This window comes from Methylocapsa palsarum (genome assembly GCF_900114285.1).
In the GTDB taxonomy this organism is placed as follows: domain Bacteria; phylum Pseudomonadota; class Alphaproteobacteria; order Rhizobiales; family Beijerinckiaceae; genus Methylocapsa; species Methylocapsa palsarum.
Map to the genome: position 1 here is coordinate 21,445 of NZ_FOSN01000017.1, position 26,237 is coordinate 47,681.

At 64.7% G+C, this 26,237-nt stretch carries 23 protein-coding genes and 1 riboswitch; of the genes, 14 read left to right on the forward strand and 9 right to left on the reverse strand.

All coding sequences use genetic code 11. From position 1 onward, the window contains the following. Positions 1-169: 169 nt before the first annotated feature. Complete coding sequence (locus tag BM177_RS15750) at positions 170-1,645, forward strand: arylsulfatase B (protein ID WP_244532383.1); 1,476 nt, start codon at positions 170-172, stop codon at positions 1,643-1,645. Between the two features lie 355 nt (positions 1,646-2,000). Here the strand turns inward: BM177_RS15750 and BM177_RS20145 are convergent, their stop codons facing one another. From BM177_RS20145 to BM177_RS15765, 3 genes are all read right to left on the reverse strand, one after another. Further along, positions 2,001-2,153, reverse strand: a complete 153-nt coding sequence (locus BM177_RS20145; RefSeq protein ID WP_175492643.1) for a hypothetical protein — start codon at positions 2,151-2,153, stop codon at positions 2,001-2,003. Positions 2,154-2,460: 307 nt separating this feature from the next. Further along, positions 2,461-3,501 carry an MBL fold metallo-hydrolase gene (locus tag BM177_RS15760; protein ID WP_091685442.1) on the reverse strand — a complete coding sequence of 347 codons (1,041 nt, stop codon included), beginning with the start codon at positions 3,499-3,501 and terminating at the stop codon, positions 2,461-2,463. A gap of 47 nt (positions 3,502-3,548) precedes the next feature. Then, positions 3,549-4,652, reverse strand: coding sequence for a YeiH family protein (locus BM177_RS15765; RefSeq protein WP_091685444.1), 1,104 nt, complete (start codon positions 4,650-4,652; stop codon positions 3,549-3,551). 261 nt (positions 4,653-4,913) lie between these two features. On the opposite strand from BM177_RS15765, the gene BM177_RS15770 reads away from it, so the two are divergent. After that, positions 4,914-5,699: a hypothetical protein gene (locus BM177_RS15770; protein WP_091685561.1), complete on the forward strand. Its 786-nt coding sequence runs from the start codon at positions 4,914-4,916 to the stop codon at positions 5,697-5,699. An 8-nt stretch (positions 5,700-5,707) separates the two neighbouring features. Here the strand turns inward: BM177_RS15770 and BM177_RS15775 are convergent, their stop codons facing one another. Continuing rightward, the gene (locus BM177_RS15775; RefSeq protein ID WP_091685447.1) at positions 5,708-7,150 is read right to left on the reverse strand and encodes a cobyric acid synthase; all 1,443 of its coding nucleotides are present in this window, start codon (positions 7,148-7,150) and stop codon (positions 5,708-5,710) included. A gap of 26 nt (positions 7,151-7,176) precedes the next feature. Further along, the gene (gene cobO, locus BM177_RS15780; protein ID WP_091685449.1) at positions 7,177-7,794 is read right to left on the reverse strand and encodes a cob(I)yrinic acid a,c-diamide adenosyltransferase; all 618 of its coding nucleotides are present in this window, start codon (positions 7,792-7,794) and stop codon (positions 7,177-7,179) included. Positions 7,795-8,064: 270 nt separating this feature from the next. Between cobO and BM177_RS15785 the strand changes: the two genes are divergently transcribed. From BM177_RS15785 to cobJ, 7 genes are all read left to right on the forward strand, one after another. Beyond that, positions 8,065-8,379, forward strand: a complete 315-nt coding sequence (locus tag BM177_RS15785; protein WP_091685451.1) for a hypothetical protein — start codon at positions 8,065-8,067, stop codon at positions 8,377-8,379. Between the two features lie 58 nt (positions 8,380-8,437). Then, positions 8,438-8,644, forward strand: a riboswitch (cobalamin riboswitch). A 140-nt stretch (positions 8,645-8,784) separates the two neighbouring features. Further along, the gene (cobW, locus tag BM177_RS15790; RefSeq protein ID WP_091685453.1) at positions 8,785-9,861 is read left to right on the forward strand and encodes a cobalamin biosynthesis protein CobW; all 1,077 of its coding nucleotides are present in this window, start codon (positions 8,785-8,787) and stop codon (positions 9,859-9,861) included. Further along, positions 9,861-13,268, forward strand: a complete 3,408-nt coding sequence (gene cobN, locus BM177_RS15795; RefSeq protein WP_091685455.1) for a cobaltochelatase subunit CobN — start codon at positions 9,861-9,863, stop codon at positions 13,266-13,268. Before cobW ends, cobN begins: the two co-directional genes overlap by 1 nt. Then, a complete protein-coding gene (gene cobG, locus BM177_RS15800; protein ID WP_091685457.1) occupies positions 13,262-14,617 on the forward strand; it encodes a precorrin-3B synthase in 1,356 nt (451 codons plus the stop codon). The genes cobN and cobG overlap by 7 nt, the downstream gene beginning before the upstream one ends. Continuing rightward, positions 14,614-15,264 (forward strand): precorrin-8X methylmutase, encoded by a 651-nt coding sequence (locus BM177_RS15805; protein WP_091685459.1) that lies wholly within the window; start codon positions 14,614-14,616, stop codon positions 15,262-15,264. The genes cobG and BM177_RS15805 overlap by 4 nt, the downstream gene beginning before the upstream one ends. After that, entirely contained in the window at positions 15,261-16,016 is a 756-nt protein-coding gene (locus BM177_RS15810) for a precorrin-2 C(20)-methyltransferase (protein WP_091685462.1), read from the forward strand. The genes BM177_RS15805 and BM177_RS15810 overlap by 4 nt, the downstream gene beginning before the upstream one ends. Beyond that, the gene (cobJ, locus tag BM177_RS15815) at positions 16,013-16,783 is read left to right on the forward strand and encodes a precorrin-3B C(17)-methyltransferase (RefSeq protein ID WP_091685465.1); all 771 of its coding nucleotides are present in this window, start codon (positions 16,013-16,015) and stop codon (positions 16,781-16,783) included. Before BM177_RS15810 ends, cobJ begins: the two co-directional genes overlap by 4 nt. On the opposite strand, the gene BM177_RS15820 is transcribed toward cobJ, so the two are convergent. After that, positions 16,750-17,523, reverse strand: a complete 774-nt coding sequence (locus tag BM177_RS15820; protein WP_091685468.1) for a cobalt-precorrin-6A reductase — start codon at positions 17,521-17,523, stop codon at positions 16,750-16,752. The two genes, cobJ and BM177_RS15820, sit on opposite strands and share 34 nt — an antisense overlap. 47 nt (positions 17,524-17,570) lie before the next feature. On the opposite strand from BM177_RS15820, the gene cbiE reads away from it, so the two are divergent. From cbiE to cobM, 3 genes are read left to right on the forward strand one after another with little or no spacing between them, the layout of a single operon-like run. Further along, on the forward strand, positions 17,571-18,821 hold the full coding sequence (cbiE, locus tag BM177_RS15825; protein ID WP_091685470.1) for a precorrin-6y C5,15-methyltransferase (decarboxylating) subunit CbiE: 1,251 nt from the start codon (positions 17,571-17,573) through the stop codon (positions 18,819-18,821). Next, complete coding sequence (locus tag BM177_RS15830) at positions 18,818-19,237, forward strand: cobalamin biosynthesis protein (RefSeq protein ID WP_091685564.1); 420 nt, start codon at positions 18,818-18,820, stop codon at positions 19,235-19,237. Before cbiE ends, BM177_RS15830 begins: the two co-directional genes overlap by 4 nt. Beyond that, the gene (gene cobM / locus BM177_RS15835) at positions 19,234-19,995 is read left to right on the forward strand and encodes a precorrin-4 C(11)-methyltransferase (protein WP_091685473.1); all 762 of its coding nucleotides are present in this window, start codon (positions 19,234-19,236) and stop codon (positions 19,993-19,995) included. The genes BM177_RS15830 and cobM overlap by 4 nt, the downstream gene beginning before the upstream one ends. 23 nt (positions 19,996-20,018) lie before the next feature. Here the strand turns inward: cobM and BM177_RS15840 are convergent, their stop codons facing one another. Beyond that, complete coding sequence (locus BM177_RS15840) at positions 20,019-21,131, reverse strand: cobalt-precorrin-5B (C(1))-methyltransferase (protein ID WP_091685475.1); 1,113 nt, start codon at positions 21,129-21,131, stop codon at positions 20,019-20,021. A 53-nt stretch (positions 21,132-21,184) separates the two neighbouring features. Between BM177_RS15840 and BM177_RS15845 the strand changes: the two genes are divergently transcribed. Together BM177_RS15845 and BM177_RS15850 are read left to right on the forward strand one after the other, a co-directional pair. After that, complete coding sequence (locus BM177_RS15845; RefSeq protein WP_175492651.1) at positions 21,185-22,558, forward strand: cobyrinic acid a,c-diamide synthase CobB; 1,374 nt, start codon at positions 21,185-21,187, stop codon at positions 22,556-22,558. Between the two features lie 1,034 nt (positions 22,559-23,592). Next, positions 23,593-24,294, forward strand: a complete 702-nt coding sequence (locus tag BM177_RS15850) for a response regulator transcription factor (RefSeq protein ID WP_244532384.1) — start codon at positions 23,593-23,595, stop codon at positions 24,292-24,294. A gap of 272 nt (positions 24,295-24,566) precedes the next feature. On the opposite strand, the gene BM177_RS15855 is transcribed toward BM177_RS15850, so the two are convergent. Continuing rightward, complete coding sequence (locus tag BM177_RS15855; protein ID WP_091685572.1) at positions 24,567-24,995, reverse strand: Rieske (2Fe-2S) protein; 429 nt, start codon at positions 24,993-24,995, stop codon at positions 24,567-24,569. 115 nt (positions 24,996-25,110) lie between these two features. Continuing rightward, the gene (gene rfbD / locus BM177_RS15860; RefSeq protein WP_091685477.1) at positions 25,111-25,995 is read right to left on the reverse strand and encodes a dTDP-4-dehydrorhamnose reductase; all 885 of its coding nucleotides are present in this window, start codon (positions 25,993-25,995) and stop codon (positions 25,111-25,113) included. Between the last annotated feature and the right edge of the window lie 242 nt (positions 25,996-26,237).

Below are 26,237 nucleotides of genomic sequence, written 5' to 3' on the forward strand. Positions count from 1 at the left end.
CCGCGAGAGAAGCGAGGCGCCTGAAGCGGGCGCGTTGGGGCCTTGATTGCTCCGGGCGACGATTTTGCTCGCGGGATTTCAAGGCTGTCGATAGTAAAATTTCAAGCAGGGCGAAACCGGAGCAATTAACTGGTTCAAAGGACTCTTCAAGCATAACCGAGGGATGCAAATGAATTCTTCTATCTCGACGCGCATCGTCCGCGATTTCGTCGTCCTGGCGCTGCTCTTGCTCCCTTGGTCCGCCAAGGCCCAGCAGGGCGATGCGCCGTCGCGGCCGGAAGTCTTCCTGCCTCCGAACATCGTCTACATTGTCTCCGATGATCAGGGCTGGAAGGACGTCGGCTATCACGGCTCCGACATCCGGACGCCCAATATCGACGCGCTGGCGCAGGGCGGCGCCCGGCTTGAGCAATTCTACGCCCAGCCGATGTGCACGCCGACCCGCGCGGCCTTGATGACCGGGCGTTACCCGTTTCGATATGGCCTGCAGACCGCGGTGATCGCCTCGAACCACACTTATGGCCTGCCGACCGACGAATATCTTCTGCCGCAGGCGTTGAAGGACGCGGGCTACAAGACAGCGATCATCGGCAAATGGCACCTTGGCCACGCTGACCCGAAATACTGGCCGCGCCAACGAGGTTTTGACTATCAATACGGGCCGCTGATCGGGGAAATCGACTATTTCACCCATGAGCAACATCATGTGGTGGACTGGTATCGCGACAACGTTCGCGTCAATGAGGACGGCTATTCGACGACATTGCTCGGAAACGACGCGGTCAAGCTGATCGAAGAGCATGACAACAGGGTTCCGCTTTATCTGTACCTGACGTTCAACGCGCCGCACACGCCCTATCAGGCCCCGCAAAACGATCTCGATCGCTACAGTAGCGTCGCCGATCCCAGCCGCCGCGCCTATTCGGCCATGATCACCGCCATGGACGAACAGATTGGCCGCGTGGTCGAGGCTTTGGACAAGAAGAAAATGCGCCAGAATACGCTCATCATGTTCCAGAGCGATAATGGCGGCACGAAAAATCCCATGTTCGCCGGCGAAGGCGATATGTCGAAAATCAAGATTCCAGTCGACAACGGCCCATATCGCGAGGGGAAGGCCTCGCTCTACGAGGGCGGCGTCCGGGTGATTTCGCTCGCCAACTGGCCGGGCCATATCAAGCCCGGAAGCATCGTCAATGAAATGATCCACGTCGTCGACGCCTACCCGACGCTGATCGGACTGGCCAAAGGGAGGCTTGAAAAGAACAAGCCCCTGGATGGCCTCGATGTCTGGGAGACGATCAGCGGGGGCAAGCCCTCGCCGCGAACTGAAATCGTCTACAACATCGAGCCTTTTCGCGCCGGAGTCCGTCAGGGCGATTGGAAGCTGATCTGGCGCACGCCGCTGCCGGCCGGCGTCGAGTTGTACAATATCGCGCGGGATCCTTACGAGAAAGACAATCTTGCGGCGGCGAATCCCGACAAGGTCGACTCCCTGCAAAAACGCGCCAACGAACTCGCCGCGACCATGGCCAAACCTCTGTTTCTGGACGCCGAGTTCAAGGCCGTGCTGCAGAGGCTCAAGACGCCGCCGGCTCTTCCGGACGATGACGCGGTTCTTTTCGGGCAAAGCGACGACGATTGAAAATGAAATCGAGCCTTTGCCGCAATGGACGGCGCGACGCCTCTCGTCGCGCCTCGCCCAATGCCTTTATAAAGAGGGATTGTCGGCGACGCACTAACGCGGCGATCGCACGGAGGGCGTCCGAACCCGCTCTCTCTCACTTCGTACAGCGGCGACTCATCTGGCGCAGCAGCTCTCGCCGCCGCGCCGGTTAGCGGATCGTCGAAGCCGCGATCGACTTTACCAACGCGGCGATACGCGACGCCGCAATCTCATCCCGCCGAGGAGCAGAAAATAAACCGGACGTCCTCGGGGCCGCCCGGTTTGTTCGATTTCCTCTTTTGGCGTCTCGTCGCGGCGAATGCGCCGTCGCGCCTTACGGCCTGAGGCCGAGTTTCTCCATACACGCCGCGTATTGAAAATACGCGCCCTTGGCGAGAGCGCTCGTGTTGATGTCACTACCGCTGTCTTTCGGATATTCCTTGTGCGCCTCCGCCCAGCATTTTTCGGTCGCGGCCTCTCGCGTCATGTTCTCCGACCACGCGATTCCGCTCCCGCCTGCTGAAAAAACACAAGCCAAAGCCGCTGTTTTGAGCCAGAATTTCATGTACGTTCCCCTTTGGATTTCGCCGGAAAATCAACTCCAGCGCTTAAATCTAACGCCTATCGCGGTGACGGACAACCGCGCAGATAGTTTAGCTTTGGCTGAAAAGAGTTCACGGATGGACTCGCCGCCATCGCCAAGCGCTCGCCGAAAGCGCACTGGAACGCCTCGTAGATATTCGGGAAGAAAATCACGCGCGGCTGCAACCTTGTCGTGTGTTCCGACATTCCCCTCATCCCATCAACACCGGGCCGCCGGCCTTCTTCCAGGCGTCGATGCCGCCCTCGATGTGGCGGGCGCTTGTGAGGCCGGCGTCTTGAGCCGCCTGCACCGCCATCGCCGAGCGCTCGCCGTAGGCGCAGTAAAAGACGATCTGCTTCCCCGTCGCCGCGGCCAGTTCGTGCAGAACGCCTCCCGCGCCGATATTCTCCTGCAATTGCGTGTAGGGCGCGTGCAGCGCGCCGGGAATGCCGCCGTGCCGCAAACGCTCGCTCTTCTCGCGCAGGTCCACGAGCGCGATCTCGGGCCGCCCCATGAGGCCAATGGCCTCGGCCACGGAGACCGCCCAGCCCATGCGCGCGATCTCATCCTGGTGGAGGCCGACATGCATGTTCGTCGGCACCGCCACATCCATCATCTTAGGATTGGCGAGTTTCAGATTGTTCATAAGTTCGGCGTATTCGCCGGGGGAGGAAACCTGTAGGCGCGGGTTGTAGCGCCTTTCCTCGCCGATAGTCGAGACCGTGTCGCCCTTGTAGTCGTGCCCCGGATAAACGAGCGTCTCGTCGGGCAGTTTCAACAGCTTGCCGAAGATCGACTTGTATTGCGCGCGGGCGTCGCCGTTCTGAAAGTCGGTTCGGCCGGTGCCGCGAATGAGCAGCGTGTCGCCGGTGAAAATGCGGCCTTCCATAAGGAAGCAATAGGAATCGTCGGTGTGGCCCGGCGTGTAGAGAACGTCGAGGCTCAATCCCGCGATATCGATTTGGTCGCCCTCGGCGACGCGCATGGAGACGACGTCGGCATGGGTCTGCTCGCCCATCACGGTGATGCAATGGGTGCGGTCGCGCAGCGCGCCGAGGCCGGTGACGTGATCGGCGTGCAGATGGGTGTCGACCGCCTTGACGAGCTTGAGGTCGAGTTCGCGCACGAGCTGGAGGTAGCGCTCGACTTTTTCCAGCACCGGATCGATGATCAGCGCCTCTCCGCCCGCCCGGCTGGCGATGAGATAGGTGTAGGTTGAGGAAACGCCGTCGAAGAGCTGTCGGAAGATCATGGCGGACTCCCATTTTAACCTGGCGGGCTGGGGCATTGTTCTTATGACTAGGCCAGTTCCACCGCGATGAGCACAATGGCCGCGATCAGGGCTGTCTCTGCGGCCATGAGGCCGACAGGGCGCCAGCCGACCGCGGCGAGGTCCTTGAACGAGGTTTTAGTTCCCAGGGCCGCGATGGCGGTTACGAGGCACCAGCGCGAGACCTCCCCGGCCGCGCTGCTCACGGGTTTCGGCAGCAGGCCGACGCTGTTCACGACAACGAGGGCGGCGAAGCCGACAAGAAAAAGGGGAAGGGCCGGTTTCGCGCCGCTTTTGCCGCGCCTCGCGCCGCGATTGACGAGAAATGCGATCGCGAACACCACAGGAAGCAACATCGTGACCCGCAGCAGCTTGACGTAGGTCGCGACGTCGCCTGTGAGCGGCGAGATGGAGTAACCGGCGCCGACAGCCTGAGCGACGTCGTGAATGGTGCCGCCGAGGAAAATTCCGGCGCTGGTGTTGTCGAGGCCGATTGCGGCCACGAACAGCGGATAGACGATCATGGCGATGGTGGAGAGAATAGTCACCGTCACCACGGTGAGCAATGTGTCGCGTTCGCTCTCGTCGGTGCGGGGCAGCACCGAGGCGATGGCGAGGGCCGCCGAAGCGCCGCAGATGCCGACGGAGCCGCCGGACAGCACGCCGAAGGAGCGGCTTAGCCCCAGCCGCGGGGCGGCGAAGGCGCCGAGCGCGACGGCGCCGGCGATCCCCGTCACGACCGCGGCGATCGGCATCGCGCCGAGTTCGAGGATCTGGCCCGCAGTGATTCTCGCTCCAAGCAGAGCGACGCCAACGCGCAGCACGGCCTTCGACGAGAATTCGATCCCGGTCACGCAGCGGCCTTCCTGATGGAGAAAGTGAAAGGTCATTCCGAACAGGAGAGCGAACAACATCACCGGAGACTGATAGTGTTGCGACAGCCAAGTCGCCGCCAGGGCGATGGTGGCTGACAGCAAAAAGCCCGGATAGATCTTGAGAAACAGCGCCTGCCAGCGCGCCGCTTGCGGCCGGGCCGGAGCTGGCGACACGGCGTGAGAGAGGCCTTCCATTCCGTCGTAAGACTGGAAGATCGCGCGCACGGAATCGGTGTCCGTATCGAGGTCGGAACTCATGACGACCCGCTTTCCCTCAATATGATATTGCGATGATAGTGCGCGAAGCCGCCCGGGCTATCCTCGCTATCAGCAAGGGACATGAAAGGGCATCGTATCCGGAAATCGAAAGAAACCAAATCCTGACAAAAAGCTCAGGCCCTGACGAGGCGATCCGGTCCGGGCGAGGAAATCGGTCCCGACGCCGCGGCGCCGGTTTTACCTTATGGCGCGCGTCGTTTATTGATGTCGCGCCCCGAACATCCGATTGGAGTGGATCCCATGGGAGACGAGCCCGAGACTCTCCTTGATTCCGTGACGTCGCGCTTTGCGATGGGGAAGAACGTGCTGGCGCGGACGACGAAGCTCCTCGGCCAGGCGACTTTCCGGATCAAGCGGGGCAAGCCCGCCGAAACCATCGAGGAACTCGGCAAACGCTGGCCGCTCAGCGCGAGCCAGCGCGCGTTCCTGCTTGAATTCGGCGCCGCGAAGTCCGGCGCCGCCTTTATCGACGAGAAGGTTCAGGCCATCAACCGGGCGGCCTTCCATCGCTCCGCCTTCGCGCTCAATGGGTTCACGCATCTCTTTTTTGTCGATCTCGCGGCGCAGCTGTCGTTTTCGCTGCCGCAGCTCAAGCTGGCTCTCGTCGCGGCGAATCTCTTGCTCGCGGGGCTCGCCTATTTCGAGATGCGGCGGCAGTTCCGTTCGCTTGTCGCCGGACCGAACGCATTGCCGCCAAAGCGCCGTTTCGGGGGGCTTTTTTCCAACCCGAGGTACAACAAGGCGGTCAAGAAAAATTCGCGCCATTACGCGAGAAGCGCCTGGACGGCGCAGACGCTTTACCGGCCGGCCTATTTCGCCAACGCCATCTTGATCTTCCTCGGCTCGCAATTCATTCTCGCGCCCGGCGGTCTGATCTTTCCGTTCGGCTTCATCATCGGCAAGATTTCCGGGCTTTTGACGACGCTGGTCGCGGCGTTCGACGTCTGGCGCGGCGTCCGGACCGGGGATGACGCGCGCGTCGCCCGCGAGCGTGAGGTTTCAGTCTACCGCGACCTCGACATCTGAGACGGTCATCAGCCCGCGAGGGTCAGCAGAACATCAAGATCGATATGCGTCTCGAGATGGGCGGCGACGGCGTCGAGCGCGTCCTCGATCATCGCGTCATGCGAGAGCCCCGAGCTTTCTCCTCCGAGCCGCGCGAGCAGCGCGCCGCGTTGCGCCGGATCGGCGAAGAGGCCATGGACATAGCAGCCCATGATCTTTCCATTTGCGGAGACGGCGCCGTCCGCGCGGCCGTCGTCGAAACGGAGCATCGGCCGCGCGCAATCGGGGCCGATGGTCCGGCCAAGATGCATTTCATAGCCTGAGAAAGCCGCGCCGTTCCCGGCGGTTTCCCCGTGGACGGGTTTCAGGATCTTTTCGCCCGAAAACTCCGTCTCGACGTCGAGGAGGCCAAGCCCTCGCGCCTCGCCGGGCGGACCCTCGAACCCCTGCGGATCCCGGATCGATCGGCCGAGCATCTGATAGCCCCCGCATAGCCCCAGGACATGGCCGCCGCGCCGCGCATGCGCGAAGAGATCGACGTCCCAGCCTTCGCTCCTCAGCGCCGCGAGGTCGCGCAAGGTCGTCTTGGAGCCGGGGAGGATCACCAGCGCAGATTCGACCGGAAGCGTCTCGCCTTCGCGGACCATCACGAGACGGACGTCCTTTTCGAGGATGAAAGGATCGAGATCGTCGAAATTGGCGATGCCGGGAAGGACCGGAACCGCGATCACGATCGATCCGCCGCCCACAAGCGCCTTGCCTGCAAGCGCCATGGAATCCTCGGCCGGCAGGCGCGCCGCCTCCTTGCAAAACGGAACAAGGCCGAGCGCCGGCCAGGAGGTCATCTGCGCGATCAGCCGCATGCCGTCCTCGAACAGAGCCGGATCGCCGCGAAATTTATTGACCAGGAAGCCCCTGATCATGGCGGCGTCGGAGGAATCGAGCACTGCGTTCGTCCCCGCGATCTGCGCGATCACGCCGCCGCGATCGATGTCGCCGATGAGGATCACCGGCACATCGGCGGCGCGGGCGAAGCCCATATTCGCGATGTCGTTCTTGCGCAGGTTGATTTCCGACGCGCTGCCGGCGCCTTCGACGATCACGAGATCGGCCTGCGCGGCGAGCCTTTCGAAACTCTCCAGTACGACGGACAGCAGCCTCGGCTTCCAGTTCTGGTACTCGCCGGCCTTTGCCCGCCCCGCGACCTTTCCGCCGACGATGATCTGGGAGCCGGTTTCGCTTTGCGGCTTCAAAAGAACGGGGTTCATATCGGTCGTCGGGGCGACGCCGCAGGCTTTGGCCTGCAGCGCCTGCGCGCGGCCGATTTCGCCGCCGTCCGCCGTTACGGCGGCGTTGTTCGACATGTTCTGTGGCTTGAACGGGCGGACGATCAGTCCGCGGTTGCGATAGGCCCGGCACAGCCCCGCGACGATCAGGGATTTGCCGACGTCGGAGCCCGTGCCCTGCAGCATCAAGGCTTTCGCGCGAGACGGCTTCGTCAGAACTCGATTCCTTCCTGCGCCTTCACGCCCGCCTTGAAATGATGTTTCACCAGATTCATTTCGGTGACGAGATCGGCGGCCTCGACGAGTTCGGGTTTGGCGTTGCGGCCGGTGACGGCGACATGAAGGCCGGGCCGTCGCCCCTGCAGCGCCGCGACCACCTCGCTCAGCGGAAGATAATCGTAGCGCAAGGCGATATTCAACTCGTCGAGGACGACAAGCTTCACGTCCGGATCGGCCATCAGCTCCCTCGCCTTCGTCCAGGCGGCTTTCGCGGCGGCGGCGTCGCGCGCGCGATCCTGCGTTTCCCAGGTGAAGCCCTCGCCCATCGTATGCCAGGAGATCAGATCCGGGAAACGCTCCAGCGCGCGGCGCTCGCCAGTGTCCCAGGCGCCCTTGATGAATTGCACGATTCCACAACGCCAGCCATGTCCCAGCGCGCGCAGGACAAGCCCGAAAGCCGCCGTCGATTTGCCCTTGCCCGGCCCGGTGTGGACCATGAGCAGACCTTTTTCCGCGATGATCTTGCTGGCGACTTCGGCGTCCTGAACCGCTTTTCGCTTCGCCATTTTTTCGCGATGACGAAGAGCCTCTGGACTGTTTTCCGGCGTCATGAAGCGATTGCTTTCAATGGGACTGAACCTTTGTTAGCGCCGCCGGGATAAGGGCATGAAGCGGGATAAGGGTATGGGGCAGGTCAAAGGGCATGAGGCGCGTTTGAGCATGAGACGCTTTTGAGAATGAGCGTGTCCCCGCGTGCGGGGGCGCACAGAGCCGCCGATTCGTGGCGGCTAACGTAACCATGAGAGAACCCAGGACGCCAAGGGCGCCACTCAAGGAATACCACCCAAGGATACTTCCGACGTGAGCTAAGGGAGCGCCGCTTGTTCCGATCCAGCACCTTCCGCGCCGTGGCGCAGGCGATCGCTCTTTGGAGCGCCGCCGCCGTCCCGGTCTATGCCCAGCGCGTCGTCATCGTCAACGGCCAATGGATGTCGCACGCCCAGATCGACGATCTGGAGCGTACGCATTGCGGCTCGATTCCCGACGGAACTTACCTGCTTGATTTTGCGACCGGCGCCTGGTCCGGCGCGGGCGAGGCGCCGGAGCGGAGCAATATCGCCGACAATTGCAGGCAGTCGCATGCAGGCCCGGCGGGCGCGGAGCCCCCAGGGCGGGGGACGTCCGGCGGCGAATGAAACAGCGAAGGCGCAGCGAGGCCTTTCGCGCCGCATTTGACACGCCCGCCAAGCGGGCTAGTGTCGGACCTGTAACGGTCCCTCGCTTCGAGGGGTAATAGGGAATGCGGTGCGGGCCATTTCGCTCAAAGCCGCAGCTGCCCCCGCAACTGTCAGCGGGTAGCCGCGCGCCAGAACGCCACTGGGGATGGGCAACCTGACCTGGGAAGGCGGCGCACGGCGCCGATCCGCGAGCCAGGAAACCTGCCGTTCGATCGCGTATGGGCCGGCGGGGTGCTCCGGCCTCTATCGATGCTGGCGGCCCTCTCCCGCCAGCGAAGGGCTGCGCCTTGCGCGGCTCCGCTCCAGCACCCGTGCGTCCAAGGGACGCGACAACCGGACTGGACGCGCGATGAGTGTCAACGCATGAACGACCAAAGTCTGAACGGCCAAAGTCTGAACGGGCTGGCCAAAATTCCAGCGACGATCATCACGGGCTTCCTCGGGGCCGGAAAGACGACGATCATCCGGCGCATCCTGGCAAATTCCGGAGGCCGCCGGCTCGCCCTCGTCATCAATGAATTCGGCGATGTCGGCGTCGATGCGGAGATCCTCAAAGGCTGCGGCGACCTCGCCTGCGACGCGCGATCGATCGTCGAACTCGCCAACGGCTGTATCTGCTGCACGGTCGCCGACGACTTTCTGCCCGCGATCGAACAATTGCTGGCGCTCGATCCGCCCCCCGAACACATCATCATCGAAACGTCAGGCCTCGCCTTGCCCAAGCCGCTTGTCAAAGCGTTCGATTGGCCGGCGATCCGCTCCCGGTTGACCGTCGACGGCGTCATCGCGATCGTCGACGGCGCGGCGGTCGCCGCCGGACGCTTCGCCAGCGACCCGGAACAGGTCGCGCTCCAGCGCCAGGCCGACCCCTCGGTCGATCATGACGACCCGCTGGAGGAGGTTTTTGGCGATCAGCTTCTCTGCGCCGACATCGTCGTCGTGAACAAAACCGACCTCATCGATGAGGTCGAACAACGCGCCGTCGTCGACGCCATCCTCGCCCGCGCGCCTCGCGCAAAAATCGTCTCCGTCGCCGAGGGACGGATCGAACCCGCCGTCCTGCTCGGCCTCTGCGCCGCCGCCGAGGACGATGTTGAAAACCGCCCGTCCTGCCATGACGGCGAGGCTGAGCACGATCACGACGATTTCGACAGCCTGGTCGTCGAAGTCGGCTCCATCAGTGACAGCGCCGCCTTCATGCGACGGCTGGCGGAGATCGCCGGGCGCGTCGACGTCCTGCGGATCAAGGGATTCCTCGACGTTCGCGGCAAGCCGATGCGGCTTCTGGTCCAGGGGGTCGGTGAACGGCTCCAGCACAATTTCGACCGGCCCTGGCGGGCGGAAGAACTTCGCCGCGGACGTCTCGTGATCATCGGCGTCAAGGGGCTCGACGCCGCCGCCGTCACGGGTCTGCTGGATGTTTCAAGGGCGTCGGCCTGATGCATCTGCTGCGAGCCGACGCGCGAAGCCTCGATGATGCGGAAGCCGCCGTCGATCTCGCGCAGACGCCCGCGGATTTTGTGTTTCTCTCGTTTTCCGACAGCGATCTCGCCATGGTTGCGTCCGTCGCCCAACGCCGGGACAATGGCGCGATGAGCTTGCGTCTTGCGAATCTGGCGCAGCTCAAACACCCTTATTCGGTCGATCTCTACCTTGAAAAGGTCGCCTCGAAGGCCCGCTTCGTTCTGGTGCGTCTGCTCGGCGGCCTCGATTACTGGCGCTACGGCGTCGAAGAGCTGGCGCGCGCGGCGCGGGCGAAGGATTTCGCACTCGCCGTCGTTCCAGGCGACGTCATGGACGACGCGAGGCTCGACGAGGCCTCCACCGTGCCCGAGGCCTCACTGCGCCAGATCACGGCGGCTTTTCGCGGCGGCGAGCCTTCCTCCGTCGCAAAGCTCCTTCGCTGGATCGAGAGCTACGGCCGAACTCCGATCGACTGGACCAGCGATGTCCCGGCGCCGGCTCCGCCCGCGGCCGGCGTTTTCGAACCGGCCCGCCGCCGACCCGAAGGCGCGACAGGCGCGGCGCTTGTGGTTTTCTACAGGTCCTTTCTCCTCGCTGGGGACACGGAAGCGGTCCATGCGCTCGCCGAGGCGCTCTGCGGGCGCGGCCTCGCCGTCACGCCCGTCTACGTGACCAGCCTGAAGGATCCCGAAGCGATCGCCTTCCTGCGCGGCGAAATCGCGCGTGAACGGCCTGCCGTCATCATCAACACGACCGCGTTTTCGGCGAGGCTCGACGAACGGCCCGGCGTGCTCGAAGAGGCCGGCTCGGCGGTCATACAGGCGATCATGGCCGGATGCGGCGCGGATCAGTGGAACGCCGATCCGCGTGGCCTTGGCGCAGCCGATCTCGCCATGAATATCGTCCTCCCCGAGATTGACGGACGCCTGATCAGCCGAGCCGTTGCGTTCAAGGCGCCCGCCGAACGCAGCGCCGACTTCGAGTTCACCCCGGCAAGGCATGTCCCCGCGCCGTCCCGCATCGCCTTTGTCGCCGGCTTGGCCGCCGCCTGGGCGCGGTTGCGCGAACTTCCCGCAAAAGCCAAACGGATTGCCTGCGTCCTGCCGGACTATCCCGGCAAGGCCGGGCGAGGCGGCTACGCCGTCGGTCTCGATACGGCCAGGAGCGTCCTCTCGATCGCCGATCTGATGCGTGACGCGGGCTACGGCATCGGACCGCTTCCGGACGAAATTGAACTGATGAAGGCGCTGGAGGCGGGCGCCCGCACGCAGCGCTTGAGCCTTTCCGACTACGCGGCGGCGCTCGGGGAATTGCCGCGCTCCTTCGCCGAATCCGTGCGCGCGCACTGGGGCGAACCGGAAGAGGATCCGCAATTCAGTTCGGGCGGATTCTGTCTGACTATTCTTGAGGCCGGAAACTTTTTTCTCGCGCTGCAGCCCGAGCGCGGCGCGAAAGCGGATCGAAAAGCGCAGTACCACGACATCGCGCTGCCCCCTCGCCACGGCTACGTCGCGTTTTATGTCTGGCTGCGCAGGATCGCCAGGATCGACGCTCTGATTTTCTGCGGCGCGCATGGCACGCTCGAATGGCTGCCGGGAAAGGCCGCGGCCCTCGACGCCGCCTGCGCGCCCGAAGCTGTACTGGGACCGGTTCCGGTCGTCTATCCATTCATCGTCAACAATCCAGGCGAGGCGGCGCAAGCGAAGCGCCGCATCTGCGCCGCGGCCATCGGACATTTGACGCCGCCTCTGACGCGCGCCGGATCCCACGGCGCGGCGCTCGAAATCGAAGCTCTGTTCGACGAATACGCGGCGGCGGAGTCTCTTGATCCCAAACGCGCGGGGCGGCTCGCCGAGACGATTCTCGAGCGCGCCGCTGAAACCGGATTGTCCCAGGATTGCGGTTTGCGAGAGGGCGCCGATCCGGTCGCGGCGCTGACGCGCCTCGACGCCTGGCTCTGCGACCTGAAGGACATGCGCATCCGGGACGGGCTGCATGTGTTCGGACAATCACCCGCCGCCGCATTGCGGGACGCGACTGCGGCAAGTCTGATGGAGGCCCTGGCGCCGTCTGCGGATGGCGGCTCATCGGCGGGCGAAACCGAATTCGCGATAGGCGCGCTGGTCGACCGGTGCGGCGGCGCGGAGCGGGAAAGTCTGCTGAAGGCGCTCGGCGGAGGTTTCGTACAGCCGGGACCAGGCGGCGCGCCTTCGCGCGGGCGGCTCGACGTGCTGCCGACCGGGCGTAATATCTATGGCGTCGATCCGCGCGCGGTTCCGACCCGCACCGCTTGGGAAATCGGGCGGCGCGCGGCGCAAGAAGTGCTGAACCGCTACGCGCAGGACCATGGCGAATGGCCGGAGCGGATCGTCCTCGACCTTTGGGCGAGCGCGACGATGCGCACCGGAGGCGAGGATCTTTGCCAGGCTTTCGCGCTCCTTGGCGTGCGGCCGGCCTGGGATCTCGCCTCATCGCGCGTCAACGGGTTCGAGATCGTCCCGCTCGCCCGGCTCGACCGTCCGCGCGTCGATGTGACGGTGCGGATTTCCGGCTTGTTCCGGGATGTCTTCCCGATGCAGATCGGATTGTTCGACGCCGCGGTGCGCGCGATCGCCGGGCTCGATGAAGACGCCGCCGACAATCCCCTGGCCGGCTTGCGCCGCGCCGGGGCCAACGCGCCGCTGCGGATCTTCGGGGCCGCCCCTTCCCGTTACGGGATCGGGCTCTCGCGCGAAATCGACGCCGACGCGTCGGCCGCGCGCGCGGATCTCGCCGAACTCTATCTCGGCGCGACGTCGCATGCCTATGCAGGCGTAAAGGCGGAGGGGATCGCGTGCGACGCGTTCCGCGAGCGCGTCGCTTCGGCGAACGCCTTCGTGCATGTGCAGGATCAGGACGAACAGGATATTCTCGACTCGCCGACGATCGCCGATCATGTCGGCGGGTTTTCAGCCGCGGCGCAATGGCTCGGCAATGACGCCGAGAGCTATTCTGTCGAGGCGGGCCGGCCGGGCGCTCTCAAGGTGCGCACGACGGCGGAAGACATCGCCCGGGTGGTCCGGGCGCGCGCGGCGAACCCGCGCTGGATCGCGGGGCAAATGCGCCACGGCCATCGCGGCGCGGCGGAAATTGCGCAAACAATTGACCATCTCTTCGCCTTCGCCGTGCTGACCGATGCGGTCGAGAGCCGCCATTTCGATCTGATGTTCGAGGCGACCTGCGGTGCGCCCGCCGTCCGCGATTTTTTGATCGAGGCCAATCCCGGCGCGGCGCGCGCCATCCTCGAGCGTTTCGAGGCGGCGCGGCGGCGCGGGTTCTGGCGGAGCTTGCGCAATTCCAGTTTCGAAACGCTCGCTTCGATGCGCGAGGCGCTGCCATGCTGACGATGTCCGCCCCGCGCGAAACGAGCCTGCCCTCGCGCAAAGGACGCTGCCCAGGCGCGCTGGCGCCAATGCCCGCGAAGGACGGACTCCTCGTTCGCCTGCGGGTCAGCGGCGCCGTTCTGTCGTCCGTCGCGCTCCGCCGCCTCGCCTCCGCCGGAGCCGGGTTCGGCAATGGAATCTTCGAGCTGACCTCTCGCGGAAATCTGCAAATGCGCGGCGTCAGGGACGCCGATCTGCCGTCCCTGACCGAGGTCCTAAGCGGCCTTGGCCTGATCGATGACGACGCCGGGGCCGAAGCGATCCGCAACGTGCTCGTCAGTCCGCTCACAGGCCTTGACAGCGGCGTCGACGTCGGGCCGATCGGCAAGGCGCTTGAAGACGCGCTGGCGCAGGACAAGGCGTTGCGCGCGCTGCCCGCGAAATTCGGCTTTCTGGTCGACAACGGCGGGCCGCTGTCTCTGGCGCAGGAATCGGCGGACGTCAGATTTGATTTTTGCGCGGACCGGAACATGTTCGCCGTCGGCCTCGCGGGAACGGCGCAGAGCGCGGTTCCGCTCGGCCTTTGCGAGGCGCGCGACGTCGTCGAGGCAGGCTTTGTCATCGCGCGCGCCTTCCTGAGGTTCGGCGGCGCGATGACAAAGCCTCCGGCGCGAATGCGCAATCTCCTGAGCGCCTGTTCCGCAAGGATGATCGCTGAGACGGCGGGTCTGCGCCCAGATCCCGCGCCGAAGCGCGCACGATGCGCCGAAGCCTCGCCCATCGGCGTCATCGAGCTTGGCGAAGGACGCTTATGTCTTGGCGTCGGGGCGCCGTTCGGGCGGCTCAGCGCCGAAATGCTCGCCGCCGCGGCGGACGCGGCCGAGATTCATGCTCGGGGCGAGATCCGGCTGACGCCCTGGCGCGCCTTGATCATTCCGCGAGTCGCTGAAGACCGCGCGGACGTCTTGCGCGGGCTCCTTTCAAGGCTGGATTTCGTCACAGAGCGAGACGATCCGCGCCTTGCCGTCGTCGCTTGCATTGGCGCGTCAGGTTGCGATTGCGCCGCCGCCGACACGCAGGCGGACGCCTTATATCTGGCGCCCGTTGCGAAGTGGTTAGGACGCGCCGGCGTCGCGCTGCACGTGTCCGGTTGCGAAAAAGGGTGCGCGCGGCCAGCCGCGGCGCCATACACCTTGGTCGCGAAAGCGGGAGGCTATGATCTGATCGTCGATGGAGCGCCGTCCGGGCGCGCATTCGCCACAGAGCTTTCCGTGACGGCGGCGGCGGCTATTTTGGCCGGGCGAGGCGAGGCGCGTTTGGAGGGCCAGCCATTTCTGTCAAAGCTCATCGAGCGGAAACGCGAGCCATGAAACCAGTGCAGGACAGGCCGAGCCGGTTCGAATATATCCATGAGGGAGCGGAGATCTACAAGCGCTCCTTCGCGATCATCCGCGCCGAGGCTGATCTCTCCCGCTTCACGCGCGAGGAGGAAAGCGTCGCCGTGCGCATGATTCACGCGTGCGGCATGGTCGAGATCGCGGCCGATGTCGTCTTTTCCGACGGAGCCGCGCTTCGCGCACGGCGGGCGCTGCAGGAGGGCGCGCCGATTTTATGCGATTCGAGAATGGTCGCGCAGGGGGTGACGGTCGCGCGCCTTCCTTGCGCCAATCAGGTGATCTGCACGCTCGGCGAGCCTTCCGTCCCCGGTCTCGCCGCGAAGCTTGGATCAACACGGAGCGCCGCCGCCGTCGAACTCTGGCTCGAGCGTCTTGAGGGAGCGATCGTCGCGATTGGCAACGCGCCGACGGCGCTGTTTCATCTTCTTGAATTGTTTGACCGGACCCCTGCGCGGCCCGCTTGCATCGTGGGTTTGCCGGTTGGATTTGTCGGCGCCGCCGAATCGAAGGACGCCTTGATCGACGCCGCGCCCGCGCCCTTCATCACGCTCCGGGGTCGCAAGGGCGGCAGCGCCATGGCTGCGGCCGCCCTGAACGCGATGGCGAGCGAGGTCGAATGAGCGCCTCGCCGCACGGTGCCGGCCGTCTCTTCGGCGTTGGCCTCGGGCCCGGCGATCCCGAGCTCCTGACCGTCAAGGCGACCAAAATTATCGGCGCCGCGCCGGTTGTCGCTTATTTCGCAAAGAAAGGCGCGCGCGGAAACGCCCGCAGGATCGTCGATCGGTGGCTTAGCGGAGCGTCCCTCGAATTGCCGCTGCTTTATCCGTTGACGACGGAACTCTATTTCTGCGACCCGGCCTATGTGGCGCAGCTGAAAAGCTTCTACGCCGAGGCGACGGAATCCATCGCCGCCCACCTTTCGGAGGGCCGCGACGTCGCGCTCGTCTGTGAGGGCGATCCGCTGTTTTACGGATCGTTCATGCATCTCTATGTCCGTCTGAAGGACCGTTTCGCGGTCGAGGTGGTGCCCGGCGTTTCCGGAATGTCGGGATGCTGGAGCGCGGCGAGGGCGCCGATGACATGGGGCGACGATGTCTTGAGCGTCCTGCCCGGCACGCTCGATTTTGCTGCGCTGTCGCGCCATCTGAGGTCCTGCGACGCCGCCGTCATTATCAAGATCGGGGCGAATCTGGCGAAAATCCGCGCCGCAATCCTGGAGGCCGGCCGTTGCGAACGCGCGATCTACGTCGAACACGGCACCGGCGAGGCGCAGAAAATCCTTCCTCTCACTGAGAAAACGGATGATTCCGCGCCCTATTTTTCGATGATCCTTATCCCCGGCCAGGGCCGGCGCCCGGGCTCCGTTCAATGAGCCCGGCCGCCGGAAGCTTGCGGATCGTTGGCCTCGGGCCAGGCTCGGAGGACTGGATCACGCCCGAGGTCTCGCACATTCTGACGCAGGCGACGGATCTCGTCGGCTACGCGCCCTATCTGGAGCGACTGACGCCGAACCGGGGGCAAATCCTCCACAAGAGCGACAATCGGGTCGAACTGGAGCGCGCCCGCTTTGCGCTCGGGCTGGCGGACGGCGCGCGTCGGGTCGCCGTCGTTTCGGGCGGCGACCCCGGCGTCTTTGCGATGGCCGCCGCGGTTTTCGAGGCGATCGAATCGGGCGAGCCCCAATGGCGCGACCTCGATATTTCCGTCTGCCCCGGAATTTCTGCGATGCAGGCGGCGGCGGCCCGCGTCGGCGCGCCCCTCGGCCATGATTTCTGCGCGATCTCCCTGTCGGACAATCTCAAACCCTGGCCCCTCGTGGAACGGCGGCTACGAGCGGCGGCGGAGGGCGATTTTGTGATTGCTCTTTACAATCCCGCCTCTAAAGCGAGGCCCAAACAAATTTTCGACGCGTTCGGGCTTTTGCGAACCCATATCGGCGGCGCCACGCCTGTGATTTTCGCTCGCGCGGTCGGTCGGCCGGATGAAGAGATCGTCGTGACGACGCTGCAAGCGGCGGATCCGGGCCGCGCCGACATGAGCACGCTGGTCATCATCGGGTCGAGCGCGACCCGCGCGATCGCACGCGAGGGCGCGGCGCCCTTCGTTTACACCCCGCGCGAGGCGGGAGCGGCGTCATGAGCGATGGACCCCTTCAGGATGCGCGCGAGCGCCTCGGCGGCGTTGTGAAAGGAGCCGCGGCTTTCGAGTCCCGGCCGCTCGACCATGACGATGGTCAGGCCCAACCGGCGCGCCGCTTCAACCTTCGCATGGGCCGCCGCGCCGCCGCTGTTCTTGGCGACAATGATTTCAATCGCCTCCTCCCGCAAAAGCCTTTCCTCGTCATCGAGCGTGAAAGGGCCGCGCGCCAGAATAAGTTTCTGCTCCGGCAGATCTGGCGCCGGATCGAGCGCCTCGATGGAGCGAATCAGATAGAAATGCTGCGGAGCCGCTTCAAAAGCGGCGATCTGAAGGCGGCCGACGGTGAGAAACACGCGCCGTGCGTCCCGGGGAAGCGCCTTCGCGGCGGCGGCCATGTCACTTGCCATGATCCAGCGATCGCCGGGCTCCTTTCGCCACGGCGGACGCGACAGGACCACCAGCCGAACATTGGCGCGCGCGGCGGCGATCGCGGCGTTGCGCGTTATCTGTTCCGCGAAGGGATGGGTGGCGTCGACCAGGACGTTGACGCGCCGTGTTTCGAGATATTCGGCGAGCCCGTCGGCGCCGCCAAAACCTCCGACCCGGACCGGGATCGGCGAAGCCGCCGGGGCCTTCGTGCGTCCGGCCAGGGACAAAACCGCCTCCACATCGCGCTGCTGCGCGAGCAGGGCGGCGAGTTCGCTCGCTTGCGCGCTTCCTCCGAGAACCAGAACCCGCATCGCGCCTCCACTGGGCGTTCGGCATTCACACGTCCAGCGCCGCCCCGATGACGATCCCGGCGTCCGTCCCCGAGAAATGGCTTTCGCTGATCGGCATTGGAGAAGACGGCGTCGAAAGCCTCTCTCCTGCCGCGCGCGGCTTGCTGGCGCAAGCGCGTTTTGTCATCGGCGGCGCGCGGCATCTCGCGTTGGCGCAACTCGACGCGTCAAATGGATCTGGCGCAGCAACGCCCGAAACCATGGTCTGGCCTTCGCCGCTGACGTCGGCTCTGCCCGCGATTCTCGCCCGGCGCGGCGAGCCTGTCTGCGTCCTCGCCTCGGGAGATCCGTTCTTCTACGGAATCGGCGCCTTGCTCGGCGCTCATGTTCCGCCGGACGAAATGCGCTGTCTGCCGGCGCCCTCGGCGTTCAGTCTGGCGGCGGCCCGGCTCCAGTGGAGCCTGCAGGATTGCCGTCTCGTTTCGCTTCACGGGCGCGCCTTCGAGACCATCATTCCGGAATTGCAGCCGGACGCCAGGATTCTCTGCCTCGCCTGGGACGAGACCACGGCCCCGCGGCTCGCGCGCCTTTTGTCCGACCGGGGCTTTCGCCAGTCGAGAATGATCGTGCTTGAGGCGATGGGCGGCGCAAGGGAGCGCATTCGTTCGTGCGCGGCGGAAGCATTCGACCTCACGGATATCGCTCCGCTCAATCTCGTCGCTATAGAGGTTCGCGCGGACGCGGCGGCGCGGATACTTCCGCTCGGCGCCGCCCTTGCCGACGCCTGGTTCGAAAACGACGGCCAATTGACCAAACGCGAGGCGCGCGCCATCGCCCTGTCGGCGCTGCAGCCAAGGCGCGGCGAATTGCTTTGGGACGTCGGTTCGGGTTCGGGATCGATCGCGATCGAATGGCTGCTGCGCAACCCCTCCGGCCGGGCCATCGCGATCGAGGCCAGGAAAGACCGCGCCGAGCGGATTTCGCGCAACGCCAGGGCTCTCGGCACGCCGGGGCTTGAAATCATAGCCGACGCGGCTCCCGCGGTTTTCGCCGCGCTGCCGCGCCCACAAGCGATTTTCGTCGGCGGCGGGGGCGGCGACGAAGCCTTGCTCGACGCCGCGTTCGCCGCGCTCGTTCCGGGCGGAAGGTTCGTCGTCAACGCCGTCACGCTCGAAACCGAGGCCGTCCTCATTTCCCGGTACAAGGCTCTGGGAGGCGACCTCATCAAAATCGAGATCGCCCGCGCCGATCCGCTCGGGGCTTTCCACGGCTGGCGTCCGGCGATGCCGCTCACCCAATGGGCGGTGACCAAACAATGATCGCGATCGGGCTTGGCTGCCGCAAGGATTGCTCCGGCGAGGCGATCGCGACGCTGGTGCGGCGGGCGCTGGCGCTGGCCTCCTGCGAGGACGAAAACGCCGCGCTTTTCACGCACGAGGCCAAATCCGGCGAGAGGGGTCTCGCCGACGCCGCGCAGGGCCTTGGCCTGCCGCTGGTTTTCCTCGAAGCGCGCGTTCTGGAGAGCGCCTCCAGCCGCGTCGCGACCAAATCGGCGAAGGTTCAGCGGATATTCGGACTGCCCTCGATCGCAGAGACGGCGGCTCTCGCGGGAGCGGGGCCGGCGTCCTGTCTGATCGCGCCGCGGATCAGCGCGGCGGGCGCAAGCTGCGCGATCGCGAGAAGCGCGCCGGACGCCGGTTTGGGGCTGAACCGGCCGCAGGAGGGTCCGCGATGACCGTTCATTTCATCGGCGCCGGTCCTGGCGCCCCCGATCTCATAACCTTGCGCGGGCGCGATCTCATCGCGCGCTCGAAGGTCTGCCTTTTCGCCGGATCGCTGGTGCCGCGCGCCTTGCTCGATCATTGCCCCGAGGGCGCGCGTCTGATCGACACCGCGCCGATGAGCCTTGACGAGATCGCCGCCGAATTCGAGCGGGCGCATTGCGAAGGCCTCGACGTCGCCCGGCTCCAGTCCGGCGACCTCTCGATCTGGAGCGCGCTCGGCGAACAGATCCGCCGCCTCGAGGCGAGGGGAATCCCCTACACCGTCACGCCCGGCGTTCCGGCCTTCGCCGCCGCCGCCGCCGCTCTCGGATGCGAATTGACGCTCCCGGAAGTGGCGCAATCGCTCGTCCTGACGCGGACCGAAGGCCGCGCCTCGTCGATTCCTTCCGGAGAAAGGCTCGAAGCTTTCGCGGCGACGAAAACGACGCTCGCGATCCATCTTTCTATCCATGCGGCGGACAAGGTGATCGCGCGGCTGACGCCTTATTACGGAGCCGATTGCCCGGCTGCGATCGTGTTCCGGGCGTCGTGGCCGGACCAGCGCATCGTCCGGGGCGATCTTGGGACGATTCTGGAGGCGCTCGCGGAAGCGCCGATGGAGCGCACGGCGCTGATCCTCGTTGGACATGTTCTGAAGCCGGGCGGGTTTCGCGACAGCGCGCTCTATGATCCCGATTACCGGCGCCGGTTCCGGGGCGTCCCGGAGTGAGCGCTTGCATGAACCCGCCGGATTTAGCGCGCCGGGCGGAACGGCGTTCTGGCGAGAAGCCTGCCGCCGCGGTCGAGAACCACGATTTCAAGCGCGATCGATGCGCCGCGCAACGCTTTGGCGCCGGTCCGCCAGGCCGCCTCGGCCACCTGCGCGCCAATGTCGACTCCTTCCGCCAACGCCAGATCGGCGACCTCCATGGCGGTGTTGGCCGTTCTCGCCCGGGCGACAAGCTGCGGCCCGGCGCCGGCTTCGGCGAGGCGTTCGGCGAGCCAGTCGAAATCGACCTCTCCGCGCCGCGAATGGAGGTCGAGAAGGCCCTGGCCGAGCTTCGTCATCTTGGCGAAGCCGCCCGCGATCGTCACTCTTTCAATCTCGTGACGGCGCAGATATTTCAGCATGCCGCCAACGAAATCGCCCATTTCGATCAAGGCGATGTCCGGCAGGCCGTGCAAGGCCTTGACCGCCGCTTCCGAAGTCGAGCCCGTCGCCCCCGCGATATGGCGAAGTCCCGCCGCTCTCGCGACGTCGACGCCGCGGTGAATGGTGTCGATCCAGGCCGCGCAGGAGAACGGCACCACGACGCCCGTCGTGCCGAGGATGGAAAGGCCGCCGACAATTCCGAGGCGGGCGTTGAGGGTATGCTCCGCGATCCTTTCGCCGCCGGGGATCGAGATTTCCACGATCGCATCGCCTTCGACGGCGTGAAGCCGGGCGGCTTCGGCGATTTCCGCGGCGATCATCTGGCGCGGGATCGGATTGATGGCGGGTTCGCCCGGCGGCAGCGGCAGTCCGGCGCGAGTGACCGTGCCGACGCCTTCGCCCGCGCGGAACGCGACGCCCGATCCCGGCGGTCCGCGGCGCACGCTGGCGACGACGAGGGCGCCGTGAGTCACGTCCGGATCGTCGCCGGCGTCCTTGATGACGCCCGCGCGCGCGAACCCGTCGCCGAGGTCTTCAACGGCGAGGGCGAACGCGGGCTGCGCTCCGCCCGGCAGGGTGATGCGGACGGGATCGGGGAACCTGCCGCAGACCAGAGCCTCGAAGGCGGCGCGCGCGGCGGCGGCGGCGCAGGCGCCGGTCGTCCAGCCTTTGCGCAATTTATAAGGAGGGGCGCCGGCATCAGCTTCGCTCATCGCAGAGGACGCGCTTTCTCGACATGTGACGGACAGGGGTGAATTTGACGGGCATGGAGTCTACGAGCCGACGCTCTATCAGTCTAACACGCGGCCTCGTCGTTGCGGCGCCAAGGTCTGGAAGCGGCAAGACCTTGCTGACCCTCGGTCTGATGCGGGCGTTCAAAATCGCGGGCCTGCGAGTCGGCGGCGCGAAATGCGGACCCGACTATATTGATCCTGCATTCCACGCCGCGGCGAGCGGGGAGCCGAGCTTCAATCTCGACAGCTGGGCGATGCCTCCCGCCTTGATCGGGTCGCTGGCGTCGTCGGCGGGGGCTGGCCGCGACATCGTCGTCTGCGAAGGCGCCATGGGGTTGTTCGACGGCGCTTCCGGCGATGCGGGCCAGGTCGGCTCCTCGGCGGATATCGCGGCGGCGCTGGGCTGGCCGGTTCTGCTGGTGGTGGACGTTTCGGGCCAGGCGCAAACCGCCGCCGCGATCGTCAAGGGCTGCGCTAGCTATGATTCCCGCATCAAGATCGCCGGCGTCGTCCTCAATCGCGTCGGGGGCGAACGGCATCGCCGCCTTGCGGCGGACGCGATCGAAGCCCTCGGAATAAGGGTCTTCGGAGCCTTGCCGCGGGATGATTCGGTGCGTCTGCCGGAACGCCACCTGGGGCTCGTCCAGGCTGGCGAAACCGAAGGGCTGGACGCGCGGCTGGACGCGATGGCCGACTTCGTCCGCGCCCACGCCGATCTTGAGGCGATTTTGTCGTCCGCTGTTTCCTCGGGAACGGAAGCATTTCCCAATTCGGGCCTCTCGCCGCCAGCGCAACGGATCGCGATCGCGCGAGACGACGCCTTCTCGTTTCTCTACCCGCACATCCTTGCGGGATGGCGCGCGGAGGGAGCCGAAATCGCCTTCTTTTCGCCGCTCGCCGACGAACCGCCGCCGGACCATTGCGATCTTTGCTGGCTGCCGGGCGGCTATCCCGAGCTGCATGCCGGGCGTCTCGCCGCTTCGGCCGCGTTTTTGGAGGGGCTGCGCCGCTTTGCGCAAAGCAGACCCGTCCATGGGGAGTGCGGCGGCTACATCGCGCTGGGACAGACGCTGACCGATAAAGACGGCAAGGTCCACCCTATGGCCGGCCTGCTCGGACCCTCTTTCCGTTTCGACAAACGCGGGCTTCACCTTGGATATCGCGACGCCCGGATCGCCTCCGCTCATGCCCTCGGGGCGGAAGGGGCCCGTCTGCGGGGCCATGAATTCCACTATGCGACGCAAATCGAGCAGGAAAAGCCCGATGCGCCATTTGCTTTCGTGCGCGACGCGCATGGCGGACCGGAACGACCCGACGGAAGCCGCCGCGGTTTGACGTCGGGCAGTTTTTTTCACGTCATCGCAAAAGCAGAGGATCTGGCGGCGCGGCCGGCGGGACGAATGTAATTTCCCGGACGCGAGCGGCTTCGATCAAGGGATCTTCTGGTCCGCGCCTGTCCCGCCGCTTCGCTCTTGAATTGGCCAGATGGAGTTCCTGGGCCCCAAGAGGCGCGGCCGAATGGGGTGAGTCCCGGGGCGCTGAATTGGCGCAAGGGCTTTCGCACCTAACCGCTTGACCGCGACTAAGATTTCCTTTTATAACACCCGAACGAAAAAGACGGGTAGTAACAACTGCGCTTCTGCTGATTTAATCTGTACAACTGAACTTAGTCGGTCAATCTCTAAGAATTGTCAGGCTCGTTAAAATGTATAGATCGGCTGTTTCGTGGAATTAGGCCGTTTTTGTAAAAGACACACACGCGATCCGCGTGTTTGCTGCTTGTCAGAGCTATAACAGCTTTTGATAATATTGTAAGGAGGAAAAAATGGGTGCTATTCTTGACGTTGTTGAGTATCTGAAGACTCCGTTCGGCGCCATTGCGGCGATCGGCGGCCTTGCCGCTCTGTTCTTTTTTGGACGCTGGGTTCTTCAAGACTAAGAGAGGCGTGTTTCATTTGGCCGCATCTCCGGCGCTACGCCGTTGTGGTCGTGAAACCCTCGATGAGCGATCGGGTTACTTCCAAGTTGCCCGAGTTCGTCTGGCGAAGTTGAAGAATTAGCTTTAGAGGCGGCGACAGATCGCCGCGGCAAAGTTTAGACCCGCCCGAAGGTTCGGATGCGAACAGCACGGGCCGGTCTCATTTTCGATCTCGCGTTTTACGTCGTGACATCTCTGTGATCATTAACCAATAAAGCAAAACAGCAGAGATTCTCCGCGAGGTCCTGTCGTCCGTATCCAAGAGCCTCCAAGCTCCGGCATTAGGATATGCTGATGAATTGGGATTACACGCCGCTAGACAGTAAAGAAAAGCCTCGGGAGGCGAGTTTGGGCGTTTTGTCACCGGCTCAATCCGCCCGGGCGCGACAAACAGCCAAGCCGACCCACTCACAGACGAACCGCGCGACAACAAGACGCAGGACGAAGTCCGTTGGGTTTTTAGTGAACGATAATATCATTCCTGTCAACGACAACCCGCCGATCTTTGCGCATACAGACACTCTTCTGGGGGAGGAATCGCAGGCATTGTTCCCGATTTTCCCCGTCAATATCGCGATCGCCGACAAGAATCCGATGGTTCTCGCGGCGTTGGAGGCTTTGCTCACCCGAGACAAGCGCTTCAATCTTCTCCTGATGGCGGGCGACGGGGAACGTTTCCTTCAGGCTCTGGGGCGGCTGCCGATCAGTCTGGCCGTCATCGGGTGGGAATTGCCGGTGCTGCACGCCCGCGACGTTCTTCAGACATTGTCGAGGCGACCGGGAGCGCCGAAGGTCGTGGTCTACAGCGGCACCAGGGATCCCGCCGCGCCCGCCGACACATTGCGGCTCGGCGGCGCGGGCTTCGTCAGCAAACTCTCGCCGCCGGAACGGCTTCTGGAGGTTTTCGCCGCCGTCGCCGCAGGCGACATGGTGTTTCCTTTCGTCGATATTCAAAAGGGGCGCGCCGATCCTTTGGCGGGCCTGACCCATCGCGAACGCGATCTGCTGGCGGCCCTGGAGTCCGGGCAGAGCAACGCTCAATTGGCGCGAGAATTCGGCGTGTCGATCAACACGGTCAAATTCCACCTGCGGAATCTTTTCTGCAAGCTCGATGTCCGCAATAGGACACAGGCCATTTGCCAATATCTGGAAATGAAACGGTAACGCCGCGCGTCGCCCCCTGATCAACGAGAGCGGGCGGAGGAGAAACCGACCAGACTTTTGCGCTCAGGCCCCCCTGTTCAGATGGGGGAACGCGTGTGAGGGCGCCGCGCCGGCCCTCTCAGATCGACGCGATTGGCGCGCCAAACCCAAACCCAAGCGATCGCGTGGCGAGGCCGGCGGATGCGTTGAGACCATCGATTGCGGTGCGAGGTCCTGGGATGTGAGGCCTAGGGGTGTAAGGCCTTGGGCGGCTCCCGAACCGGGACGTTCTGTCAATCGCCGGTGATCATGACTTCCGGCATGGCGTCCGGATCGGGAATATCGAGCCCGTCTTCTTCGGCGAGATTGACGCCGGTCAGGCAAACGTCGCCATCATCGATCACGAGCGTGATCGACGTGAGGCTCTTTCCCTGACAGGGACCGATGAAGCAGTGGCCCGTGTCCAGGTCGAATTGCGCCTTATGATTGCCGCAGGTCAGGAAATTACCTTCCTCGTCGAGAAAATCTCCGGGCCGCGTATCGAGCCGCAATCCCTGGTGGGGACAGGCGTTTTCAAATCCGAAGAATTGATTGCCTTTCCGCGTGATGAGGATCGGCCAGGGCTTCGGTTCGCCGTTTTCCTCGGCCCGCATCAGCACAAAACCCATCGCCTGCCCATCGTCGACCTCGATCGTCCGGCAAATCGCAAACAGCTCATCCATCGATTGGCGCCTTTCGGACAATGTCCAACGCTCCAGGAATGCGGAAGCGTGCAAAGCTGCTTGAAGCAATCGACGCGCCACGGCCAGCGGCTTCTTGTCCTCCCGCGAAAGCGCTCTAATCCGCGGCGAAAAGTTCACGCACCACCGCATCGGTTTCGAGGGTCCAGGGCCGTGGGCCGAAGCCGAATGTCCGGATAAACTTACCGCAATCGAAAACGGAATTCGCCGGACGGCGCGCGGGCGTCGGATAATCCGAGGTCGCAATCGCGGTGACTTTCGGATGACGCCCGGTGAAAGGAGCTTGCGCGTCGATGATGCGGCTCGCGAACTCGTGCCAGCTTGCCGATCCCGCGCCGGCGAAATGATAAAGGCCGTAAACTTCGGAGCCATAAACTTCGGAGCGGAGCCGGGGCGCAATCTGCAAGATCGCGCCTGCGATGTCGCCCGTCGATGTCGGGCATCCGCGCTGATCGGCGACGACGCGCAATTCGTCGCGCTCCCTGGCGAGACGGAGCATGGTTTTCAGGAAGTTGGCGCCGAAGGCGCCGAAGACCCAGGATGTCCGTAAAATGACATGGCGCGGCGCCGCCTTCCGGACCGCCTCCTCGCCCGCCGCCTTCGTGGCGCCGTAGACACCGAGGGGCGCGATCGGGTCGGTTTCGACATAGGGGCCCTCTTTGGAGCCATCGAAAACATAATCGGTCGAGATGTGGATCAGCGGCGTTCCCGCCGCGGCGCAGGCGGCGGCGATCACTCCAGGCCCGATCTCGTTGCCGAGCCGCGCGGCGTCGGGGTCCTTTTCGGCAAGGTCCACCTTGGTATAGGCCGCCGCATTGACGACAATGCTCGGACGCGCGGCGCTAAGAGCCTGCGAGACGGCCGCCGTATCGCTGATATCGACGTCGGCATGCGAAATCGCGGTATAGGGCATGGCCTTTAACGCCGCGGTCCGCTGCAGTTCCTGTCCCAGCTGGCCGCCGCCGCCAAAAATCAGGATCATTCGGGCGCCTTACGACGGTTTGCGCGGCCGGGGCGGACTCGTGGCCGCGTTCCCGACGAACGGGCGATCTTTCGTCTCATCGTTTCCGCTTCCACATTCGGCCGACGCCGCAATCGCGATTGCATATCCCAGATTCGCGTCCGGCGTCTATTTGCGCGGCCCGGTTTGACCGGCGCCTTGCTTTTTCCGGCTCCGCGCCGCATAGCGCGCCATCCCTTTCCCTACGGCTTCGCCGGCGTCTT

Coding starts and splice junctions, on each gene's coding strand:
- BM177_RS15775 (WP_091685447.1), bottom strand. CDS start 7,150: ATGCTGCAGGGCACGGGCTCCGACGTCGGCAAATCCCTGATCGTCGCG.
- BM177_RS15830 (WP_091685564.1), top strand. CDS start 18,818: ATGATCGCGATCGGGCTTGGCTGCCGCAAGGATTGCTCCGGCGAGGCG.
- cobW (WP_091685453.1), top strand. CDS start 8,785: ATGAACGACCAAAGTCTGAACGGCCAAAGTCTGAACGGGCTGGCCAAA.
- cobJ (WP_091685465.1), top strand. CDS start 16,013: ATGAGCCCGGCCGCCGGAAGCTTGCGGATCGTTGGCCTCGGGCCAGGC.
- BM177_RS15820 (WP_091685468.1), bottom strand. CDS start 17,523: ATGCGGGTTCTGGTTCTCGGAGGAAGCGCGCAAGCGAGCGAACTCGCC.
- BM177_RS15770 (WP_091685561.1), top strand. CDS start 4,914: ATGGGAGACGAGCCCGAGACTCTCCTTGATTCCGTGACGTCGCGCTTT.
- BM177_RS15750 (WP_244532383.1), top strand. CDS start 170: ATGAATTCTTCTATCTCGACGCGCATCGTCCGCGATTTCGTCGTCCTG.
- BM177_RS15760 (WP_091685442.1), bottom strand. CDS start 3,501: ATGATCTTCCGACAGCTCTTCGACGGCGTTTCCTCAACCTACACCTAT.
- BM177_RS15765 (WP_091685444.1), bottom strand. CDS start 4,652: ATGAGTTCCGACCTCGATACGGACACCGATTCCGTGCGCGCGATCTTC.
- BM177_RS20145 (WP_175492643.1), bottom strand. CDS start 2,153: ATGACGCGAGAGGCCGCGACCGAAAAATGCTGGGCGGAGGCGCACAAG.
- BM177_RS15810 (WP_091685462.1), top strand. CDS start 15,261: ATGAGCGCCTCGCCGCACGGTGCCGGCCGTCTCTTCGGCGTTGGCCTC.
- BM177_RS15845 (WP_175492651.1), top strand. CDS start 21,185: ATGGAGTCTACGAGCCGACGCTCTATCAGTCTAACACGCGGCCTCGTC.
- BM177_RS15805 (WP_091685459.1), top strand. CDS start 14,614: ATGAAACCAGTGCAGGACAGGCCGAGCCGGTTCGAATATATCCATGAG.
- cobG (WP_091685457.1), top strand. CDS start 13,262: ATGCTGACGATGTCCGCCCCGCGCGAAACGAGCCTGCCCTCGCGCAAA.
- cobN (WP_091685455.1), top strand. CDS start 9,861: ATGCATCTGCTGCGAGCCGACGCGCGAAGCCTCGATGATGCGGAAGCC.
- rfbD (WP_091685477.1), bottom strand. CDS start 25,995: ATGATCCTGATTTTTGGCGGCGGCGGCCAGCTGGGACAGGAACTGCAG.
- cobO (WP_091685449.1), bottom strand. CDS start 7,794: ATGACGCCGGAAAACAGTCCAGAGGCTCTTCGTCATCGCGAAAAAATG.
- BM177_RS15840 (WP_091685475.1), bottom strand. CDS start 21,131: ATGAGCGAAGCTGATGCCGGCGCCCCTCCTTATAAATTGCGCAAAGGC.
- cobM (WP_091685473.1), top strand. CDS start 19,234: ATGACCGTTCATTTCATCGGCGCCGGTCCTGGCGCCCCCGATCTCATA.
- BM177_RS15855 (WP_091685572.1), bottom strand. CDS start 24,995: ATGGATGAGCTGTTTGCGATTTGCCGGACGATCGAGGTCGACGATGGG.
- cbiE (WP_091685470.1), top strand. CDS start 17,571: ATGACGATCCCGGCGTCCGTCCCCGAGAAATGGCTTTCGCTGATCGGC.